General features: G+C 66.2%; 16 protein-coding genes and 1 rRNA gene. 12 read left to right on the forward strand and 5 right to left on the reverse strand.

What is annotated here, in order from left to right; all coding sequences use genetic code 11:
• The first annotated feature begins 163 nt into the window (after positions 1–163).
• Positions 164–275, forward strand: a 5S ribosomal RNA gene (gene rrf, locus IFT58_RS15355).
• Between the two features lie 169 nt (positions 276–444).
• Here the strand turns inward: rrf and IFT58_RS15360 are convergent.
• Together IFT58_RS15360 and IFT58_RS15365 are read right to left on the reverse strand one after the other, a co-directional pair.
• Entirely contained in the window at positions 445–2172 is a 1728-nt protein-coding gene (locus IFT58_RS15360) for a M28 family metallopeptidase (protein WP_192095887.1), read from the reverse strand.
• Positions 2173–2227: 55 nt separating this feature from the next.
• The gene (locus tag IFT58_RS15365; RefSeq protein ID WP_192095889.1) at positions 2228–2890 is read right to left on the reverse strand and encodes a hypothetical protein; all 663 of its coding nucleotides are present in this window, start codon (positions 2888–2890) and stop codon (positions 2228–2230) included.
• A 190-nt stretch (positions 2891–3080) separates the two neighbouring features.
• On the opposite strand from IFT58_RS15365, the gene IFT58_RS15370 reads away from it, so the two are divergent.
• Both IFT58_RS15370 and IFT58_RS15375 read left to right on the forward strand, forming a co-directional pair.
• Positions 3081–4298 carry a peptidoglycan DD-metalloendopeptidase family protein gene (locus IFT58_RS15370; protein WP_249405730.1) on the forward strand — a complete coding sequence of 406 codons (1218 nt, stop codon included), beginning with the start codon at positions 3081–3083 and terminating at the stop codon, positions 4296–4298.
• Between the two features lie 128 nt (positions 4299–4426).
• Positions 4427–5920, forward strand: coding sequence for a S41 family peptidase (locus IFT58_RS15375; protein WP_192095893.1), 1494 nt, complete (start codon positions 4427–4429; stop codon positions 5918–5920).
• A 104-nt stretch (positions 5921–6024) separates the two neighbouring features.
• Here IFT58_RS15375 and IFT58_RS15380 read toward each other — a convergent pair whose 3' ends face one another.
• Complete coding sequence (locus IFT58_RS15380) at positions 6025–6717, reverse strand: rhomboid family intramembrane serine protease (protein ID WP_188325836.1); 693 nt, start codon at positions 6715–6717, stop codon at positions 6025–6027.
• A gap of 223 nt (positions 6718–6940) precedes the next feature.
• Between IFT58_RS15380 and IFT58_RS15385 the strand changes: the two genes are divergently transcribed.
• On the forward strand, positions 6941–8284 hold the full coding sequence (locus IFT58_RS15385) for an outer membrane protein transport protein (protein ID WP_192082822.1): 1344 nt from the start codon (positions 6941–6943) through the stop codon (positions 8282–8284).
• A gap of 86 nt (positions 8285–8370) precedes the next feature.
• A complete protein-coding gene (gene pnuC / locus IFT58_RS15390; RefSeq protein WP_192095895.1) occupies positions 8371–8949 on the forward strand; it encodes a nicotinamide riboside transporter PnuC in 579 nt (192 codons plus the stop codon).
• A 430-nt stretch (positions 8950–9379) separates the two neighbouring features.
• Here pnuC and putA read toward each other — a convergent pair whose 3' ends face one another.
• On the reverse strand, positions 9380–12601 hold the full coding sequence (gene putA / locus IFT58_RS15395; protein WP_192095897.1) for a bifunctional proline dehydrogenase/L-glutamate gamma-semialdehyde dehydrogenase PutA: 3222 nt from the start codon (positions 12599–12601) through the stop codon (positions 9380–9382).
• Positions 12602–13023: 422 nt separating this feature from the next.
• Here putA and coxB point away from each other — a divergent pair, with 422 nt between their 5' ends.
• The 5 genes from coxB to IFT58_RS15415 all read left to right on the forward strand — a co-directional run bounded on the left by coxB (position 13024) and on the right by IFT58_RS15415 (position 17299).
• Positions 13024–13995 (forward strand): cytochrome c oxidase subunit II, encoded by a 972-nt coding sequence (gene coxB / locus IFT58_RS15400; RefSeq protein WP_192082825.1) that lies wholly within the window; start codon positions 13024–13026, stop codon positions 13993–13995.
• A gap of 61 nt (positions 13996–14056) precedes the next feature.
• Positions 14057–15667: a cytochrome c oxidase subunit I gene (gene ctaD, locus IFT58_RS15405; RefSeq protein ID WP_192095899.1), complete on the forward strand. Its 1611-nt coding sequence runs from the start codon at positions 14057–14059 to the stop codon at positions 15665–15667.
• Positions 15668–15675: 8 nt separating this feature from the next.
• Positions 15676–15807 (forward strand): hypothetical protein, encoded by a 132-nt coding sequence (locus tag IFT58_RS18950; RefSeq protein WP_274603073.1) that lies wholly within the window; start codon positions 15676–15678, stop codon positions 15805–15807.
• Complete coding sequence (locus tag IFT58_RS15410; RefSeq protein WP_188325842.1) at positions 15804–16400, forward strand: cytochrome c oxidase assembly protein; 597 nt, start codon at positions 15804–15806, stop codon at positions 16398–16400. Before IFT58_RS18950 ends, IFT58_RS15410 begins: the two co-directional genes overlap by 4 nt.
• A gap of 23 nt (positions 16401–16423) precedes the next feature.
• Positions 16424–17299 carry a cytochrome c oxidase subunit 3 gene (locus tag IFT58_RS15415; protein WP_192082827.1) on the forward strand — a complete coding sequence of 292 codons (876 nt, stop codon included), beginning with the start codon at positions 16424–16426 and terminating at the stop codon, positions 17297–17299.
• A 17-nt stretch (positions 17300–17316) separates the two neighbouring features.
• Here IFT58_RS15415 and IFT58_RS15420 read toward each other — a convergent pair whose 3' ends face one another.
• On the reverse strand, positions 17317–17535 hold the full coding sequence (locus IFT58_RS15420) for a twin transmembrane helix small protein (RefSeq protein ID WP_188325844.1): 219 nt from the start codon (positions 17533–17535) through the stop codon (positions 17317–17319).
• A gap of 57 nt (positions 17536–17592) precedes the next feature.
• Here IFT58_RS15420 and IFT58_RS15425 point away from each other — a divergent pair, with 57 nt between their 5' ends.
• Together IFT58_RS15425 and IFT58_RS15430 are read left to right on the forward strand one after the other, a co-directional pair.
• Positions 17593–18306 (forward strand): SURF1 family protein, encoded by a 714-nt coding sequence (locus tag IFT58_RS15425; protein ID WP_192095901.1) that lies wholly within the window; start codon positions 17593–17595, stop codon positions 18304–18306.
• 80 nt (positions 18307–18386) lie between these two features.
• Complete coding sequence (locus tag IFT58_RS15430; RefSeq protein ID WP_192095903.1) at positions 18387–18962, forward strand: hypothetical protein; 576 nt, start codon at positions 18387–18389, stop codon at positions 18960–18962.
• The last annotated feature ends 4 nt before the right edge of the window (positions 18963–18966 follow it).

Raw genomic sequence — 18966 nt, forward strand, 5'->3', positions numbered from 1 at the left:
CGCCAGGGTTTATACCCCGAAAACCCCGTTGCTTACGCAACGGGGTTTTCTTTTTATGTAGGTACATGCTTTTTCGTACCTGCCGCCCAAGGGCAAGAACGTGAGCTGCGCTTATGCGCGTCCCCCGCAAGGGCACGCCGCAACGCGACGCTCCAACCGTCTCCCTGGTGAAATTAGCGCTATGGAACCACCCGATCCCATCCCGAACTCGGAAGTGAAACGTAGCTGCGCCGATGGTAGTGTGGCTCAAGCCATGCGAGAGTANGCGGTAGGGACGGCCGCTGGCCGTCAACTGCCTGCCGCTGCGCTCGCCGAGCGTGGCTCGGCGCTACCGGTGTGCGTTGGCACCGCAGGCATGGCGATGTAGGGCGATCCCACGGGCGTCAGGCATAAAAAAAGCGGCGGCCTGCAGGCCGCCGCTTCTTCTGTGCATCACGCCAGACGTTACTTGGCAGCGGCTGCCGGCTTGCCCTTCATCATCTCGTCGCGGGCCGCCTTGAACGGGTTGCCCTCGTACCAGTTCGGCCAGCGGTCGCCCGCGGCAAGCTCCTTGCCGACACCATGCAGCAACTGCAGGTCTTCCACGGTGCCGTCCAGCTTCCACGTCGCCGGATCGAACTCATCCTTCGGGCCGTGGTAGCGGTTGCGCCCGTAGTCCTCGGCCACCTTGCGGCCGGCCTCGACACCGCCCTCGCGCAGGTCTTCGCCGCCGTCGGCATACAACGCAGGCACGCCGGCCTTGGCGAAGTTGAAATGATCCGAACGGAAGTAGAAGCCGCTCTGCACCGCGCTCTCGCCATGCAGCGTACGGCCCTGCGCGGCAGCCAGCGGCTTCAGGATGTCTTCCAGCTCCGAGCTGCCGAAGCCGGTCACGGTCATGTCCTTCGCCCGGCCGGCCACCGACATCGCATCGATGTTGATCACACCGGCAATCTTGTCCAGCGGGAACGTCGGGTGGGCCACGTAGTACTTCGAGCCGAGCAGGCCGGACTCTTCCAGCGTCACGGCCAGGAACACCGCCGAACGCGCCGGCTTCGGGTCCTGATGCACCATCGCGTCGGCGACTTCCAGGATGCCGGCCACGCCGGTCGCGTTGTCCACCGCGCCGTTGTAGATGTTGTCGTCGGCCTCGCCTTCATGCTTGCCCAGGTGATCCCAATGCGCCATGTACAGCACCGCTTCGTCGGCGCGGCTGCTGCCCGGCAACACCCCCACCACGTTGCGCGAGGTCTTCTCCGCGGTCGTGCTCTTCAGGTCCACCGACAGCTTGGCCTTCAGCGGCACCGGTTTGAAGCCACGCTTGTTGGCATCCTTGTAGGCTTGCGCCAGATCCAGGCCGGCACCGGCGAACAAGGCTTTCGCCGCGTCCGCACTCAGCCAGCCCTGGACCGGCAGGCGCGCGTCCGGATCGTCCTTGGCCGGCAGGTCGTACTGCGGACCCGCCCAGGAATTCTTGACCACGTCCCAGCCATACGACGCACCGGCCGTGTCATGCACGATCAAGGCGGCAGCCGCACCCTTGCGGGCGGCTTCTTCGAACTTGTAGGTCCAGCGACCGTAGTAGGTCATGCGCTTGCCGTCGAACAGCTTGGCATCGTCCACATGGAACCCGGGATCGTTGACGAACATCACCACCGTCTTGCCTTTCCAGTCCTGGCCGGCGTAGTCGTTCCATTCCTGCTCCGGCGCATCCACGCCATAGCCGACGAAGACGATGTCACTGCCGTCGACCTTGACCTCGGTCTGACCGGTGCGGGTACCCACCACCATGTCGGTACCGAACTTCAGCTCGCTGGACTTGCCGGCCTGGTCGATCTTCAACGAGGTCGATTCGTCGGCCGTGGTCTCGGTCATCGCCACGTCCTGGAACCAGCTGTCGCCGTTGCCGGGCTGCAGGCCGATGCGCTGCATCTGGTCACGGATGTAGTTGACCGTGAGTTCTTCGCCCTTGCTGCCGGGGGCACGTCCTTCGAACGCGTCGGAAGAAAGCGTCTTGACCAGTTCGGCGAAGTCGGCCGCATTGATCTCCGGCGAGAACGTGTGGGTGCTGGCAGCCGGGGCGGTGGTCGCAGTGGGCGCGGCCGGCGCCGCTGCGGCGGGCGCGGTGTCGTCGCCCTTGCAGGCGGTCAATGCCGCGGTGATGGCAAGGCAGAGCAGTAGGTTGCGGGGCATCATCTAGGATCCTGCAGGGTAGGGGCGGGACCGCTCAGGCAGGCCCCGCATGGAATCAATTTTCAGGCGCGGTATCGGTATCGAACGGTACCGGCGTCGCGCCACTGACCGGACCGGTCGTCGCGCTGCGATGTACGTACAACAGCACGTCACGCTCGAACTGCAGCGGGCCCTTCACCACGGCATTCGGGCCGATGATGACGCGGGGCTTCCGGTTTGGGGTGAATGAAATGCTGAAGCTCGGCTTCTTGATCTGGATGCCGCCGTTGACCACCGACCCGACGCCCACCGTGACATCCCCGTTGACGGTTTCAATGTCGCCCGCCAGCTGCGTTTCAACCAGGCCGATGCCACCGTTCACGGTTTCCACGCGGCCTTCGATCCGGCTGCGGCGGTCGGCGAAGATGCTTCCGTTGACCGTGGTGACGTTGCCGCGTGCGATCACGCCGCCGGCCAGGCGAACGCCGCCGTTGACGGTCGCGATGCCGCCGGTGCGCGCTCCTTCGCCGACCTTGATGGTGCCGTTCACGGTCTCGATGTCGCCGGTTTCCACGCCATCGTCTACGCGGATGCTGCCGTTGACCGTGTCCAGATCACCGTAGCGCTGACCGGAGGTGGCACTGATGCTGCCGTTGACCTTGCTGATGTCTTCCTGCGCGAGCGCCGGTGTGGCAGCCGCCGCGAGGGCTAGCAGCAAGGCGAGGGATCGTGCGTTCATGGCGGTTCCTTGTGTGGCACATGCGGCTGGCAGGCCGCCCGGCAAAGATGTCACCATGCTGCACCAGAAACCGCATCTGCCTGAAGTCACTGGAACGCTCTTGCGCGACAACGCCTTTCCCTCACGCATCGCTAACACCTGCGCCTGCCTGCTGGCGTGCGGCGCGCTGCTGGCCCTGTCTGCCGGGCTGATGCCGGTGGCGCCGGCCCATGCGCAGTCCACCCGCGAGGCCGAACGCAAACTGCAGAAACTGCGTACCGAACTGAAGGGCGTTGCGCAGGAGCGGCAGCAACTGGACAGCCAGCGCGACCAGGCCAGCCGCCAACTGCGCGAAATGGACGAGAAGGTGGCGCGTACCGGGCGCACGCTGGCGCAGACCGAAGCCGCGCTGCAGGAGCAGAACACGGCGCTGGCCGGTCTGGAGAAGCGGCGTGGGGATCTGCAGGGCAGCCTGCAGCAGCAGCGCAAGGAACTGGCCGGCTTGCTGCGTGGGGCGTACCGCTTGGGCAACCATGCACCGCTGAAGCTGTTGCTCTCGCAGGACACCGTGGCCGATGGCAACCGCTCGCTCGCGTATCACCGGTACCTGCAGCGCGAACGCAGCCAGCGGATCCATGACATCACCGCCGACCTGAAGGAGCTGGACACCCTGCAGGGACAGATCAGCGCGCGGCAGGCAGAGCTGCAGGGCACGCGCCAGCAGCAGAAACAGCAGGCCACGGCGCTGGTCAACGATCGCCGTGATCGCGAGCGCGCGGTTGCCGCGCTCGACGAGCGCTTCAAGGACCGCAGCGAACGCGAGAAAGCCCTCGGCAAGGATGCCAAGGCGCTGGAAACCCTGCTTGCGAACCTGCGTGCGGCCGCCGCGCGTGCGGAGGCGGAGCGCCGTGCCGCCGCCCGTCGGGTCGCAGCGGAAAAAGCGGCCGAAAAGGCCGCCGCCGATCGTGCCGTCGCTGAAGGCCGCCCCGCACCGCCACCGCGCGCGGCCAAGGTTCCGCCGGCCGTGGCCTCGGCCCCCGCGCCGAAGGTCGGCGGCCTGGGCTGGCCGCTCTCCGGCAATCTGCTGGCGCGCTATGGCGGCAAGCTGCCCGACGGACGCACCAGCAGCGGTGTACTGATCGGCGCGGCTGCCGGCACCACGGTCACCGCCGTGGCCGATGGCACGGTCGTGTTTTCCGACTGGATGACCGGCTACGGCATGATCCTGATCGTCGATCACGGCAATGGCTACATGAGCCTGTACGCACACAACGACACGTTGCTGAAGGACGCCGGTGCGGCGGTCAAGCGCGGCGACGCGCTGGCCAAGGTCGGCAATTCCGGCGGTCAGGGCGTATCGGCGCTGTACTTCGAACTGCGTCGCGGTGGGCAGCCGGTGAACCCGGACAGCTGGTTGCAGCGACGCTGAACCGTAGTCGTTCGCGGCGGTATGCATGTCAACGGGAATTTACCGGCGGGTAACGCATAATCGGGCGCTGCAACGGTCGTGCACGCATTCCAGCGGCGCATCCGTCACCGATCCCCCAGGAGTGCTTCATGCGTGTAGCCCGAACCGCCACCCTGCTGCTGGCCCTGCTGCCTTCGCTTGCGTTGGCGCAGCAACCGGCAGCCGTCCCCGCCAGTGACGCCAGTGCGGCCAACAACGAGGAAGCCGCGACGTCGAAGGTGCCGCTGGAGGAAATCCGGCGTTTCGTGGCGGTGTACAACGCGGTACGTGCAGCGTACGTGGATCCGGTGGATGACAAGAAGCTCATGCAGGACGCGGTACGTGGCCTGTTGCTGGACCTGGACCCGCACAGCACCTACTTCGGCAAGGAAGACGCCGAAGCCTTCGACGAGCAGGCCAATGGCGCTTACGAAGGCATCGGGGTGGAGCTGCAGCAGCAGCCGGACAACAGCAGCCTGAAGATCATTTCGCCGATCGACGACACGCCGGCCGCCCGCGCAGGCATCCTCGCCGGCGACCTCATCATCGCCATTGACGGCAAGCCGATCAGTGCCATCAAGGCCAGCGAACCGCTGCGTGGCGTCGCCGGCAGCAAGGTCGTGCTGACCATCGTGCGCGACGGCAAGCCCAAGCCCTTCGATGTCACCTTGGCGCGCGAAACGATCCGGGTCACCAGCGTGCGCAGCCGCATGCTCGAGCCGGGCTACGGCTACATCCGCCTGAGCACCTTCCAGGCCGACACCGGTGCGGATTTCCAGAAGCACGTGCGCCAGTTGTCCAAGCAGGCCGGTGGCCAGCTGAAGGGCCTGGTATTGGATCTGCGCAGTAATCCTGGCGGCCTGTTGACCGCCGCGGTGCAGGTCGCCGATGACTTGCTGGAGAAGGGCAACATCGTCAGCACGCGTGGCCGCATCAGCATCAGCGATGCGCGTTTCGATGCCACCCCGGGCGACCTGTTGAAGGGCGCGCCGGTGATGGTGCTGGTGGATGCGGGTTCGGCCAGTGCTTCCGAAGTGCTGGCGGGCGCGCTGCGCGACAACCAGCGGGCCCGGGTGATCGGCAGCCGCACGTTCGGCAAGGGCTCGGTGCAGACCGTGCTGCCGCTGGACAATGGCGATTCAGTGAAGCTGACCACCGCGCGTTACTTCACGCCGAGCGGCAAGTCGATCCAGGCCACCGGCATCGTGCCCGAAGTGGAACTGAAGCCCGCACCGGTGGAAGGCGAAGAGGCACTGCCCGCCAGCCTGACCGATTTCAGTGAAGCCACGCTGCCGGGTCACCTGCATGGCGATGCCGAAGGCGAAGAAGGCTACCAGGCGGGCGACGTACTGCCCGGCGACGGCCCGATCAACGACGCACTGGCCGAGCTCAAGCAGCCCGGCTCGGTCGCCGCGCGGCTGAAGGCCGAAGCCGCGAAGGCCCCGCCCAAGCCAGCCGCCGAAGCGAAGCCGGAAGCAAAGCCAGAAGCAAAGCCAGAAGCAAAGCCAGAAGCAAAGCCAGAAGCAAAGCCGGAAGCAAAGCCGGAAGCAAAGCCGGAAGCAAAGCCGGAAGCAAAGCCCACGGAGCCGCCGGTCAAACCCTGATCACGGCGACGCCGCCCCTGGTAGCGCCGAGCCATGCTCGGCGAGCGCAGCGGACAGAGCACACCCGACGGCCAGCGACCGTCACTCCCCCCAGCCGCGACGCGTCAGAATCCCTGACGCTTGCGCAGCCTGCGCGCGATCGCCGCGCGTACGTACACCCCGTACAACACCCCGAACCCGAAGCCGGCGATGTGCGCCCACCACGCCACCATGCCAAAGCTCGGCCCGATGTGTGCGAACACCACCTGCAGCACCGCCCACACGCCGATCAGCAGATACGCCGGGGCCCGCACGAACTCCAGGAACAGCCCCAGCGGGATCACCACGCCCAGGCGCGCGCCCGGGAACAGCGCCAGGTAGGTGCCGATCAACGCCGACACCGCGCCGCTGGCGCCGATGATGATCTGGTCCGGCGTGCCCATCGTGTAGACCGCGGTCAGGTTGGCGAAGGCCCCACCGAACAGGAACAGCAGGATCAGTCGCCACGGTCCCAGCACGCGCTCGGCAGGCAGGCCGAAGATCAGCAGGAACACCAGGTTGCCCAGCAGGTGGGACCAGTCCGCGTGCAGGAACAGCGCGGTGAACAGGCGCAGCACGCTGCCGTCCTTGAACGTGGCCCACCAGTCCAGCGGCCGCACCAGACCCGCCGATAGGGCGCCCCAGTCCATCCACAGACTGCTGCGCGCCTCGTGCGGGCGCGAGATCGACCACAGGAACGCGATCCAGAGGGCGGCGAACAGCAGGGGGGTAGCCCAGCGGACGGCGGCTTTCCGGCGCGAGGGGAGCGAAAGGAACATGACGGCAAGCGTATCCCGTCGGCGCCCTCATCGTGCGCCTCGTATTCAGATTTCAGGGTGGAAAAAGCACCCTATCTGTTATTGTTTCATTAACACGTCTGGGTGATACTCGCATACGGCGTCGTATGTCGGGAGGGGAATCCGGCGCGTCCTGGAGGGCCTTGGCCTAAGGGGGACGCAGGCGCATGCAGAGCAAACAACCGCTTTCCGGAGAGATAAAACGATGCAAACCGCTTCTACTTTTGCCCGCATTTCGATGCTGGCCGTCGGCATTGCCGGCGTACTGGCTGCCACCGATGCGAACGCTGCGGCGTTCCAGCTGGCGGAAAAGAGTGCCAAGGGCCTGGGCCGTGCCTTCGCCGGTTCGGGCAGCGCCGAGGGTGATGCCTCGATCATCGCCGCCAACCCGGCCGGCATGCGCCAGCTGGATGGCCGCGTGGTCCAGGGCGACCTGAGCGCGATCAGCTTCAAGGCCGAGTTCGAAGGCTCCGGCCGCAAGCCGACCGGCGCCCCGCAGACCGGTGGTGATGGCGGCGACGCCGGCATGATCGCGCCGGTCCCGGCCGCGTACTTCCACATGCCGGTCGGCGAAAAGGCCCACTTCGGCGTCTCCCTGACCGCACCGTTCGGCTTCAAGACCGACTACGACGCAGGCTGGGTGGGTCGCTACAGCGGCCTGAAGACCGACCTGAAGGCGATCGACCTCGGCTTCGCGATGTCCTACGACGTCAACCCGTATGTGTCGTTCGGCGCGTCGGTGTTCGTTGAGCACCTGACCATCGAACTGAGCAACAACATCGACTTCGGCACCGCGCTGGCCCAGTCCCGCGTTCCGGGCTTCGCGCCGGGCAGCGCCGATGGCAAGCTGACCGTGGAAGGCGACAACAACGCGGTCGGTTGGACCGTCGGCGGCCTGTTCAGCCTCGATGAGAACACCCACATCGGCCTGAGCTACCGTTCCAAGGTCGAGCATAAGATCACCGGCGGCGACGCCACCTTCGACGTGCCGTCCAATGCAGCGGCCGTGCTGGCCGTGGCCCAGCCGGGTCGTTTCACCGACACCAGCGGCCGGGCGACGGTGACCCTGCCGGCGTCGGCCACGCTGAGCGTGACCCACAACATCAACGATCGCTGGACCGTGATGGGTGACGTCACCCGTACCGCGTGGTCCACCGCGTTCGACCAGGTGACCATCGACTACGCGTCGGCGCAGCCGGATTCGGTGCTGGACTTCGGCTACCGCGACACCACCTTCGTGTCGCTGGGTACCGACTTCAAGCTCAGCGATACCATCACCCTGCGCGGTGGTGTGGCACTGGACCAGACCCCGACCACCGACGCGCACCGCGATGTCCGCGTGCCGGATACCAGCCGCAAGTGGCTGTCGGTCGGCCTGGGCTGGAACCCGTCGGAAAACGTCGAGTACAACTTCGGCTACACCCACCTGTTGACCAGCGATCCGAACGTGTTCGTGTCGCCGACCACCAACAACCAGGGCAACTCGCTGACCGGCAAGTACAAGGTCCGTGGCGACGTGCTGGCCGCTTCGATGCAATACAAGTTCTGATTTCACGCCGCAACGCGTGAGCGCAGAACGAAGGAGCCCCGCGCAAGCGGGGCTTTTTCGTTTCCGCGATGCCACTAGACTGGGCCATGGACTTTTCAGACCCCGCGTTCCAGCTTGAAATCGCCGCCAACATCGCCGCTGCCGCATCGATCCTGCTGGCCGGGCGCAACAGCGTGCATGGTTGGTGGATCAGCATCATCGCCGGGGTGTTGTTCGCCCTCGTGTTCCTGCAGGCGCGGTTGTACGGTCAGGTGGCGCTGCAGGGTTTTTTCATCGCCGTGGGCGCGCTGGGCTGGTGGCAGTGGCTGCGCGGTGACCGCGGTGCGCCGCTGCGCATCACCCGCCTGAAGGCCGCTGCATGGCCGTGGCTGGCGTTGCTGGTGGTGGTGGGCACGTGGGGCTACGGCGCGATGCTGGTGCGCCATACGGACGGCCATGCGCCCTACGTGGACGCGGCGATCCTGCTGCTGAGCATGGTCGGCCAGTTGTTGATGATGCGGCGCAAGCTGGAGTGCTGGTGGGTATGGCTGCTGGTGAACACCCTGGCGGTTCCGCTGTACTACAGCGGTGGCCTGCAGCTGACTGCGCTGCTGTACGTGGGGTATTGGATCAACGCGCTGGTCGCACTGCGGCACTGGCGGCGGGCAATGTGCGTTGCGCGCTGACGCGCGTACGGTCAGAAGCGCAGGCAACGTCAACGTCAGAAGCGGTGCAGGCTCGTGGGTTGGCGGGGCGGGGTGGATTGGCGGGGGACGGCAAAAACTGCGTCCATGCGGGCCTTGTTTCGCGCCATCCATGGCGCTCAACACCCCCGCCAACCCACCCCGCCCCGCCTTCGACAGGTCCATGGTGGCCATGGCCAAACATCGGGTTGGACGGGGGGAAATGAAAAGGGATCGGGGGCTCTCTCCACCCGACGGGTCAACAATGCCTGTGGTAGCGCCGAGCCATGCTCGGCGGACTGTTTCCGCCAACGGCCCGCTGCGCTCGCCGACCATGGGTCGGCGCTACCATCCCCACCTGCTGGCAGCCGCAGGAGCCCATCCCGCTCTACCCACCCACAGAAAACCCACACCCGCGGCACAGCAGGAAAAATCAGTCGCCCAGCGTCAGCAGCGAGGCGTTGCCACCGGCGGCGGTGGTGTTCACCGTCACCGTCTTCTCCGTTGCAAAGCGCAGCAGGTAGTGCGGGCCGCCCGCCTTCGGGCCGGTGCCGGACAGGCCCTGGCCACCGAACGGCTGCACACCGACCACGGCACCGATCTGGTTGCGGTTGACGTACACGTTGCCCACCTGGATGCCGGTGGTGATGCGGTCCACGGTCTCATCGATGCGCGAATGCACGCCCAGCGTCAGGCCATAGCCGGTAGCGTTGATCTGGTCGATCACGGATTGCAGCTGATCACCCTTCCAACGGATCACGTGCAGCACGGGTCCGAATATCTCCCTGTGCAGCTGGCCCAGGTCCTTCAGTTCATACGCGCGCGGGGCGAAGAAGCTGCCATGTGCGGCTTCGTCGGTCAGGGTTGCCGCGGCGATCAGGCGCGCTTCGGTGTCCATGCGTGCGGCATGGTCGTGCAGGATTTTCAACGCGTCCGCATCGATCACCGGGCCCACGTCGGTGGACAGCAGGCCCGGGTCGCCGATCTTCAGTTCCTTCATCGCGCCGGCCAGCATGGTCATCACCTTGTCGGCGATGTCGTCCTGCACGAACAGCACGCGCGCGGCCGAGCAACGCTGCCCTGCCGAGGTGAAGGCCGAACCGATGGCATCCTTGACCAGTTGTTCCGGCAGCGCCGACGAATCCGCAATGAACGCGTTCTGGCCGCCGGTTTCGGCAATCAGCACGCCGATCGCGGCATCACGCGCGGCCATCGCGCGGTTGATCGCGCGTGCGGTATCGGTGGACCCGGTGAAGGCCACGCCGGCCACGCGCGGATCGGCGGTCAGTGCCGCGCCCACGGTGGCGCCATCACCAGGCAGGAACTGCAGCACGCCTTCCGGCACGCCCGCGTCCAGCATCAGCTTCACCGCGTAGTAGCCGATCAGGTTGGTCTGCTCGGCCGGCTTGGCGATCACGCTGTTGCCCGCCGCCAGCGCAGCGGCCACCTGGCCGAGGAAGATCGCCAGCGGGAAGTTCCACGGACTGATGCAGACGAACACGCCGCGGCCATGCAGCTGCAGTTCGTTCGATTCACCGGTCGGGCTGGGCAACTTCTCGGCATGGCCGAACTGTTCGCGCGCCTGCTTGGCGTAGTAACGCAGGAAGTCGACCGCTTCGCGCACTTCGGCCACACCATCGGGCAGGCTCTTGCCGGCTTCCTTCACGCACAGCGCCATGAACTCGGCGATGCGGGCTTCCAGCTGGTCCGCGGCGTGTTCCAGGATCGCCGCGCGGCTGGCGGCCGGCGTGCGGTTCCATGCCGGCTGCGCCGCCACTGCGTTGGTCAACGCCTTCTGCACGGTCACATCGTCGGCCGCCTGCCACTGGCCGATCACCTGGCGGTTGTCGGCCGGGTTGGTCACCGGCAGCGTCGCACCGGTCAGCGTCGCACCCGGCACCAGCGGGGTGGCGTGCCATGCCTTGACGGCGCCGTTGAGCTGCTCGGCAAGGTCGCGCAGCGCGTTGTCGTTGGCCAGATTGATGCCCATGGAATTGTTCCTGTCGTGGTTCTGGCTGCGCAGCAGGTCAACCGGCAGCGGGATCTTGGGGTGTGGAATGGACGCGAACGACGCCACCATCTCCACCGGGTCGCGTACCAGTTCGGCGATCGCGACGCGGTCATCGGTGATGCGGTTGACGAAGCTGGAGTTGGCGCCGTTTTCCAACAGGCGGCGCACCAGGTACGGCAGCAGGTCTTCGTGCGAACCGACCGGCGCATACACGCGGCACGGCAGGCCCAGGCGATCGGCGGGCACCACTTCGGCATACAGATCGTCGCCCATGCCGTGCAGCTTCTGGTGCTCGTACACGCCGCCCTTGGCGATGGTGCGGATCGCCGCGATGGTGTGCGCGTTGTGGGTGGCGAACATCGGATAGATCGCATCGGAATGGCCGAACAGGCGCTTGGCGCATGCCAGGTAGGACACGTCGGTGTTCTGCTTGCGGGTGAACACCGGGTAGCCCGGGTAGCCTTCGATCTGCGCGCGCTTGATCTCGGCATCCCAGTACGCGCCCTTGACCAGGCGTACCTGCAGGCGGCGACCGTTGCGGCGGGCCATGTCGGCGAGGAAATCGATCGTGTACGGCGTGCGCTTCTGGTACGCCTGCACCACGACGCCGAAGCCATCCCAGCCGGCCAGCGAGGCGTCGGAGAACACGCGGTCGATGATGTCCAGCGACAGTTCCAGGCGGTCCGCTTCCTCGGCGTCGACGGTGCAGCCGATGCCGTAGCTTTTCGCCAGCTGCGCCAGCTCCAGCACGCCGGGCACCAGATCGTGCAGCACGCGTTCGCGCTTGGCATGTTCATAGCGCGGGTACAGCGCGGACAGCTTGATCGAAATGCCCGGGGCGTTGTTGACATCGCCATCCGGACGGCCACCGCGGGCCTTGTGGTCGCCGCCGATGGCATGGATCGCGCGGCGGTAGTCTTCCAGGTAACGCAGCGCGTCCTTCATGGTCAGCGCGCCTTCGCCCAGCATGTCGAACGAGTAGCGGTAGCTGGCGTTGTCGCCCTTGTGCGAACGGTCCAGCGCTTCGCCGATGGTGCGGCCCATGACGAACTGGTGGCCCATGATCTTCATCGCCTGGCGCACCGCGAGGCGGATCACCGGCTCGCCCACGCGGCCCATCAGACGCTGGAAGGCGCCCGGGACATCGGCGCGGGTCGCATCGTTGATCTGCACCAGGCGGCCGGTCAGCATCAGGCCCCAGGTCGAGGCGTTGACCAGCACCGAATCACTGCCGCCCATGTGCTTCTTCCAGTCCGCATCGGCCAGCTTGTCGCGGATCAGCTTGTCGGCGGTGGCCTGGTCGGGAATGCGCAGCAGCGCTTCGGCCACGCACATCAGCAGCACGCCCTCCTCGCTACCCAGGTCGTACTGGCGCATGAAGGCTTCAATGGCGCCCTGGTCCTTGGCACGCACCCGCACACGGGCGACCAGGTCCGCGGCAAGCGCCTGCACCTGGGCCTGTTCGTCAGCCGGCAGGCGGGCCTGGGCCAGCAGTTCGGTGACGTGCGCGGTTTCGTCTTTCAGCCAGGCGTCGGTGATTGCCTGGCGGAACGGGGAGGGGGAGGCCGGCAGTTCCGGCGACAGCAGCGCGTCGGCCTGCGGCACGAGGCCGGGGGCAGCGGGCGAAAGAGTGGGTGCGTTCATGCCGGTCCGGCCAGTGGAAAACTTGGCGATTTTAATCATTTTTCGCTCGCCGGATAGCCCTCTTACGGACCATTGAGGTATTCCTGATAGTCCCGCCCTGTAAAGGATTCAGCTATCTCCACGAGTCGGAGCAAAAGTGTGCTGAAATCGGCAAATCGGCTGACGGCGTATTGCTGTGCTGCAGCATGCTAAAAACCGTGAATGGACCTTGTAAGTGTCGAGAGGGCAGGGCTACCATCCAGACGTATCCCGCGGCAACAACGCGGTTGCGACAGGATCAGGGCGCACGGTGCGCCGCAGGGGATCTGAATACGCAACGGCGCGGGCGTCCCCCCCACGGACGTTCGATGCCCCGGCAGCCAGTTTGAAAGCTTGCTCTCCGCCAGCGATGGCGGTCACCGATGACGTCAAGGGTCTAGGCAATGAAGCAAAGCAGCGCGTGGGGCGGCAGGTGCGTTTCCGGATTGGCCGCGTTGGCGGCAGGCGCAGGTGTTCCTGCTCTCGGCTGGGCCCAGTCCGCCGATCCGAAGCCGTGGCAGTTGAACATGGGCCGGGGGGTCACCCAGACCTCGCGCCTGGCGTGGGAGTCGAACATGCTGTCGCTGATCGTGGTCACGGTCATCGGCGTGATCGTCTTCGGTGCGATGGCCTACGCCATATTCAAGTTCCGCAAATCCAAGGGCGCGGTCGCCGCGACCTTCAGCCACAACACCAAGGCCGAGGTCATCTGGACGGTGATCCCGGTGATCATCCTGGTGGTGATGGCGTGGCCGGCGACGGCCAACCTGATCAAGATGTACGACACCCGCGATGCCGAGATGACCGTCAAGGTCACGGGCTACCAGTGGATGTGGCGCTATGAATACCTGGGCGAAGGGGTGGACTTCACCAGCCGCCTGGATCGCGAATCCGACCGCATGCGCCAGAGTGGCAAGGTGCCCACCCGCGAGAGCAACCCGCACTACCTGCTCGATGTGGACAACCGGCTGGTGCTGCCGGTGGATACCAAGGTGCGCTTCGTCATCACGTCCGACGACGTGATCCATGCCTGGTGGGTACCGGCGCTGGGCTGGAAACAGGATGCGATCCCGGGCTTCATCAACGAAGCCTGGACCAGCATCGACACCCCCGGCGTCTACCGCGGCCAGTGCGCCGAACTGTGCGGCAAGGACCACGGCTTCATGCCGATCGTGGTGGAGGCCGTGTCCAAGGACGAATTCAAGCGCTGGCTGGCCCAGAAGAAGCCGGCGCCTGCCGCGGCTCCCGCTGCGCCCGCCACGCCGACGTCACCGGAGACCACGACTCCGGCTGGCGACGGCAGCGCGCCACGGCAACCGGTGACCCCGGCCGAGCCCGCTTCCGCACCGGCCCCGGCGCCCACCACCGACGCCTGACCCAACCGCCCGTGGCCGCACCGCGGCCACCGTGACAAATCGATCTGAGAGGTGTTTTGCAATGGCGCACTCGGCAGTTGGGCACGACGACCACCACGGCCCTACGCAGGGGTTCTTCGCACGTTGGTTCTTCAGCACCAACCACAAGGACATCGGCACGCTGTACCTGCTTTTCAGCTTCGTCATGTTCATCATCGGCGCGGCGATGAGCGTGGTCATCCGCACCGAACTGGCGCAACCCGGCCTGCAGTTCGTCAAGCCGGAATTCTTCAACCAGATGACCACCATGCACGCGCTGGTGATGATCTTCGGGGGGGTGATGCCGGCCTTCGTCGGCCTGGCCAACTGGATGATCCCGTTGCAGATCGGTGCACCGGACATGGCGCTGCCGCGCATGAACAACTGGTCATTCTGGCTGTTGCCGGTGGCCTTCAGCCTGTTGCTGGTCACCCTGTTCCTGCCCGGTGGCGCACCGGCCGGTGGCTGGACGCTGTACCCGCCGCTGTCGCTGCAGGGCGGCTACAACGTGGCGTTCACCGTGTTCGCCATCCACGTAGCCGGTATCAGTTCCATCATGGGCGCGATCAACATCATCGCCACCGTGCTGAACATGCGCGCACCCGGCATCGATCTGCTGAAGATGCCGATCTTCTGCTGGGCCTGGCTGATCACCGCCTTCCTGCTGATCGCGGTGATGCCCGTGCTGGCCGGTGCGGTGACCATGCTGCTGACCGACAAGTTCTTCGGCACCAGCTTCTTCAATGCGGCCGGCGGCGGCGACCCGGTGATGTTCCAGCACATCTTCTGGTTCTTCGGTCATCCGGAGGTGTACATCATGATCCTGCCCGCCTTCGGCGTGGTCAGCGAGATCATTCCCACCTTCAGCCGCAAGCCGTTGTTCGGCTACCAGGCGATGGTCTACGCGACCGCCGCCATCGCGTTCCTGTCCTTCATCGTCTGGGCCCACCACATGTTCACCGTGGGCATGCCGTTGGGCGGTGAGATCTACTTCATGTTCGCCACCATGCTGATCTCCATTCCCACCGGGGTGAAGGTGTTCAACTGGGTCAGTACGATGTGGCGCGGTTCGCTGACCTTCGAAGCCCCGATGCTGTGGTCGGTGGCCTTCGTCATCCTGTTCACCATCGGCGGTTTCTCCGGCCTGATGCTGGCCATCGTGGCGGCCGATTTCCAGTACCACGACACCTACTTCGTGGTCGCGCATTTCCACTACGTCCTGGTCACCGGCGCGGTGTTCGGGCTGATCGCCGCGGTGTACTACTGGTGGCCGAAGTGGACGGGGCGCATGTACAGCGAAAGGTGGGCCCGCGTGCACTTCTGGTGGTCCATCGTCTTCGTCAACCTGCTGTTCTTCCCGCAGCACTTCCTCGGCCTGGCCGGCATGCCGCGGCGCATCCCCGATTACAGCGTGGCCTTCGCCGACTGGAACCTGATCAGTTCCATCGGTGCCTTCGGCATGTTCGTCACCCCCTTCATGATGGCGGCCATCCTGCTGTGGTCACTGCGCCATGGTGAAAAGGCCGCCGCACGCAGCTGGGAAGGCGCGCGCGGACTGGAGTGGACGGTGCCGTCACCGGCGCCGGCGCATACCTTCACCACGCCACCGGTCATCCGCCCGGGTGACTTGGCCCACGACGACATCAGTCACTGAGGTGCGTGATGCATGACACCGACACGTCCACCGCCATGGCCCTGCAGCGCAGGCGCGCACGCCGCACCGCGCTGTGGGTGGGCGCGATCGCGGTGCTGGTGTACGCCGGCTTCATCCTCAGCGGAGTGATCGGGCGATGAACACCCCGCATGACACGGCGCCCGCACCGTCCCGGCATGCCGGCCTGCCGCGCCTGATCGGCGTGGCGGTAGCCGTGTTCCTGCTGACGTTTTCGCTGGTGCCGCTGTATCGCATCGCCTGCGAAAAGGTCTTTGGCGTGCGCCTGGAACGCGGCCCGGGGGCGCAGGCCAGCCTGGGCGCGGCGGGCGGCAAGCGCACCGTGCGCGTGGAATTCGACGGCGGGGTGAACTCGCAGTTGCCGTGGGCCTTCCATCCCGAACAACTGACCATGGACGTGGTGCCCGGCGAGCTCAACGAAGCGCTGTATTTCGCCCGCAACGAAAGCAGTATCGCCATCGTCGGCAGTGCGGTGCCCTCTGTCGCACCGGCACGCGCATCGGGATATTTCAGCAAGACCGAGTGCTTCTGCTTCACCGCACAGACCCTGCAGGCCGGTGAGAAACGCGACATGCCGGTGCGCTTCATCGTCGATCCCGACCTGCCGCCGGAAATCCGCACCATCACTCTGTCCTATACCTTCTACAAGAACGACGCGCTCTCCGCGCGCCTGGCACCGGCGACCGTGCCGGCCACCGCGCACGCCGCGCCCTGAGCGCAACGAACCGGACACCGACCATGGCCCAGCTTCCCTCCGACGCCAACGTGTACTACGTCCCCACCCATAGCCGCTGGCCGTTCATAGGGTCCATCGCGATGATGGTGACCATGGTCGGCGTCGCCAGCTGGCTCAACGATGCCACGTGGGGCCGCTGGACCTTCTTCGCAGGCCTGGCGATGCTGGTGCTCACCTTGTTCTGGTGGTTCAGCGACGTGGTGCGCGAATCGCAGGCCGGCCGCTACAACGTGCAGGTGGATGGCTCGTTCCGGATGGGGATGGTGTGGTTCATCTTCTCCGAAGTCATGTTCTTCGGTGCCTTCTTCGGCGCGCTGTTCTATACCCGCGCGCTGGGCCTGCCATGGCTGGGCGGCGAGGGCGATGGTGTGATGACCAACGAATTGCTGTGGCAGGGCTACTCGGCGGGCTGGCCGACCAACGGGCCGGCGGCGATCGGTGGGCAGTTCCAGACCATTCCGGCGTGGGGCCTGCCGCTGATCAACACGCTGATCCTGCTGACCTCCGGCGTCACCCTGACCATCGCCCACCACGCACTGAAGGCCGGCCATCGCCGCCAGCTGCTGACCTGGCTGGGCATTACCGTGGTGCTGGGGCTGGTGTTCCTGACCCTGCAGGCAGAGGAGTACATCCACGCGTACACCGAGCTCAACCTCACGATGGGGTCGGGCATCTACGGGTCCACGTTCTTCATGCTGACCGGCTTCCACGGGGCGCACGTGCTGCTCGGCACGATCATGCTGGCGGTGATGTGGCTGCGCGCAGCGAAGGGGCACTTCACCCGCGACAACCATTTCGGCTTCGAAGCCGCCGCGTGGTACTGGCACTTCGTCGACGTGGTGTGGCTGATGCTGTTCCTGTTCGTCTACGTGCTTTGACCGCGGCGTCGATGCACTCAGCGGCCAACACCGTGCGGCTGGATCCAGCCGCCCAGGATGCCGATGACCACCAGCAGGATCAGCGCCACCGATACCGCGATGCGACGGGTCAGGGCGTTGACGGTGCGCTTGGTCTGCCCCCGATCCACCAGCAGGTAGTACAGGCCCGCGCCCAGGTTCCAGACGATGACGATGAGGAACGCGATCACCAGCAGGGTCTTCAGCGAATCGTTCATGCGCAGCTCGATGGCGGGGCGGATGGCCCTATCTGACCGCGTTTCCGGTCGTTTGTCATGACGCGTCGGCACACACGGCCGCTGGGGTGGGCACTGGCGGTGGGGGCGATGGTGGTTTTCTGCCTGCTGGGTCGCTGGCAGTTGCAGCGCATGCACGAAAAGCAGCACCTGCTGGATGCGCAGGTGGCCGCATCCGCGCAGCCCCCGATGTCGCTGGACCGCGCACTGGCGGCGCCGGGTGTCGTGCACGGGGTCGTCGATGACGGGCGCTTCCTGCCCGGTCTGGTGCTGCTGGACAACCAGATGCGCCACGGTCGTGCCGGGGTGAAGCTGTATCGCCCGTTCCGCAGCGAGCGGGGAGCCGTGGTGCTGGTCGACCTCGGCTGGCGGCCGCTGCCTGCCGACCGCGCCCTGCCCGAGGTGCCATCGCCGCCGTCGCCGGTCGCCGTGCGTGGATTACTGGCCCCTGCGCCTGCACCGGGATTGGCCCTGGGGCCGGTATTCAACGCAGCGGGTCCACAGCGCTGGCTGGCCAGTCGCCTGCAGACCGATGCGCTGGCACCGGTGCTGGGCCTGCCGAGGCTGCCTGCGCGCGTGCTGCGGCTGGATCCGGCGCTGCCCTTCGGCGACGAGCGCGACCTCGACCTGCTGCCCAATACCCTGCCGCCGCAGCGCCATCTGGGCTACGCCGTGCAGTGGTTCGCGCTGGCGCTGACCGTGCTGCTGGTGGCGCTGGTTCTGGAATGGCGCCGCCGCCGTTTTCTCCGGTAGCGCCGAGCCATGCTCGGCGAGCGCTGCGGCGACGCCACACCCACCGGCACACCCCCTCCCGACATGAGAAAATACCGCCCATGAACGCTGCTTCGTCACCGCAGGAAACCGCGCGCGGCCACGGTCGCCGCACGTTGCTGCTGCTGTTCGCCGTGTTCTTCGGCGCCATGGCATTGGCCGGCGTGCTGCGCTTCACGGGCTGGCAGCCTGCCGCCCATAAAAACGTGGGCCAGCTGCTGCAGCCGCCGGTGGACCTGCGCGGGCAGCCACCGCAGTTGGCCAGCGGCGCCCCGTATCCGTGGAAGGGCGAGAAAAAGATCTGGCGCATCCTAGTCGCGCCGCCTGCCACCTGCGCCGAACAGTGCGTCACTTTGTCGCAGGGACTGGCCAAGGTGTGGCAGCTGTTCGGCCATAACGCCGATAATGTCGACATCCTCTGGCTGGGAACGCCGCCGGCGCCCCTCGCTGGAACCCCCGCACTGCGCGCGCTGGCTCCCTCGCCGGCACTGCGCGCTGCTTTGCCCGGTGTCGATGACCCGTCCGGCGTGCCGGTCTATGTCGTCGACCCGAACGGCTTCGTGATCCTGCGCCATGCGCCCGGCACCGACCTCGGTGGCCTGCGCAAGGACCTGTCCACGTTGCTGAAACTGAAGTGAGTCC

Source organism: Stenotrophomonas sp. CFBP 13718 (assembly GCF_014842145.1).
Lineage (GTDB): Bacteria > Pseudomonadota > Gammaproteobacteria > Xanthomonadales > Xanthomonadaceae > Stenotrophomonas.

Bases quoted from the DNA above. Each gene is read 5' to 3' on its own strand.
- coxB (WP_192082825.1), top strand. From the start codon at position 13,024: ATGAAGCAAAGCAGCGCGTGGGGCGGCAGGTGCGTTTCCGGATTGGCC.
- IFT58_RS18950 (WP_274603073.1), top strand. From the start codon at position 15,676: ATGCATGACACCGACACGTCCACCGCCATGGCCCTGCAGCGCAGGCGC.
- IFT58_RS15420 (WP_188325844.1), bottom strand. From the start codon at position 17,535: ATGAACGATTCGCTGAAGACCCTGCTGGTGATCGCGTTCCTCATCGTC.
- IFT58_RS15360 (WP_192095887.1), bottom strand. From the start codon at position 2,172: ATGCCCCGCAACCTACTGCTCTGCCTTGCCATCACCGCGGCATTGACC.
- IFT58_RS15370 (WP_249405730.1), top strand. From the start codon at position 3,081: ATGCCGGTGGCGCCGGCCCATGCGCAGTCCACCCGCGAGGCCGAACGC.
- IFT58_RS15365 (WP_192095889.1), bottom strand. From the start codon at position 2,890: ATGAACGCACGATCCCTCGCCTTGCTGCTAGCCCTCGCGGCGGCTGCC.
- putA (WP_192095897.1), bottom strand. From the start codon at position 12,601: ATGAACGCACCCACTCTTTCGCCCGCTGCCCCCGGCCTCGTGCCGCAG.
- IFT58_RS15425 (WP_192095901.1), top strand. From the start codon at position 17,593: ATGACGCGTCGGCACACACGGCCGCTGGGGTGGGCACTGGCGGTGGGG.
- IFT58_RS15375 (WP_192095893.1), top strand. From the start codon at position 4,427: ATGCGTGTAGCCCGAACCGCCACCCTGCTGCTGGCCCTGCTGCCTTCG.
- IFT58_RS15430 (WP_192095903.1), top strand. From the start codon at position 18,387: ATGAACGCTGCTTCGTCACCGCAGGAAACCGCGCGCGGCCACGGTCGC.
- IFT58_RS15385 (WP_192082822.1), top strand. From the start codon at position 6,941: ATGCAAACCGCTTCTACTTTTGCCCGCATTTCGATGCTGGCCGTCGGC.
- IFT58_RS15380 (WP_188325836.1), bottom strand. From the start codon at position 6,717: ATGTTCCTTTCGCTCCCCTCGCGCCGGAAAGCCGCCGTCCGCTGGGCT.
- IFT58_RS15415 (WP_192082827.1), top strand. From the start codon at position 16,424: ATGGCCCAGCTTCCCTCCGACGCCAACGTGTACTACGTCCCCACCCAT.
- pnuC (WP_192095895.1), top strand. From the start codon at position 8,371: ATGGACTTTTCAGACCCCGCGTTCCAGCTTGAAATCGCCGCCAACATC.
- IFT58_RS15410 (WP_188325842.1), top strand. From the start codon at position 15,804: ATGAACACCCCGCATGACACGGCGCCCGCACCGTCCCGGCATGCCGGC.
- ctaD (WP_192095899.1), top strand. From the start codon at position 14,057: ATGGCGCACTCGGCAGTTGGGCACGACGACCACCACGGCCCTACGCAG.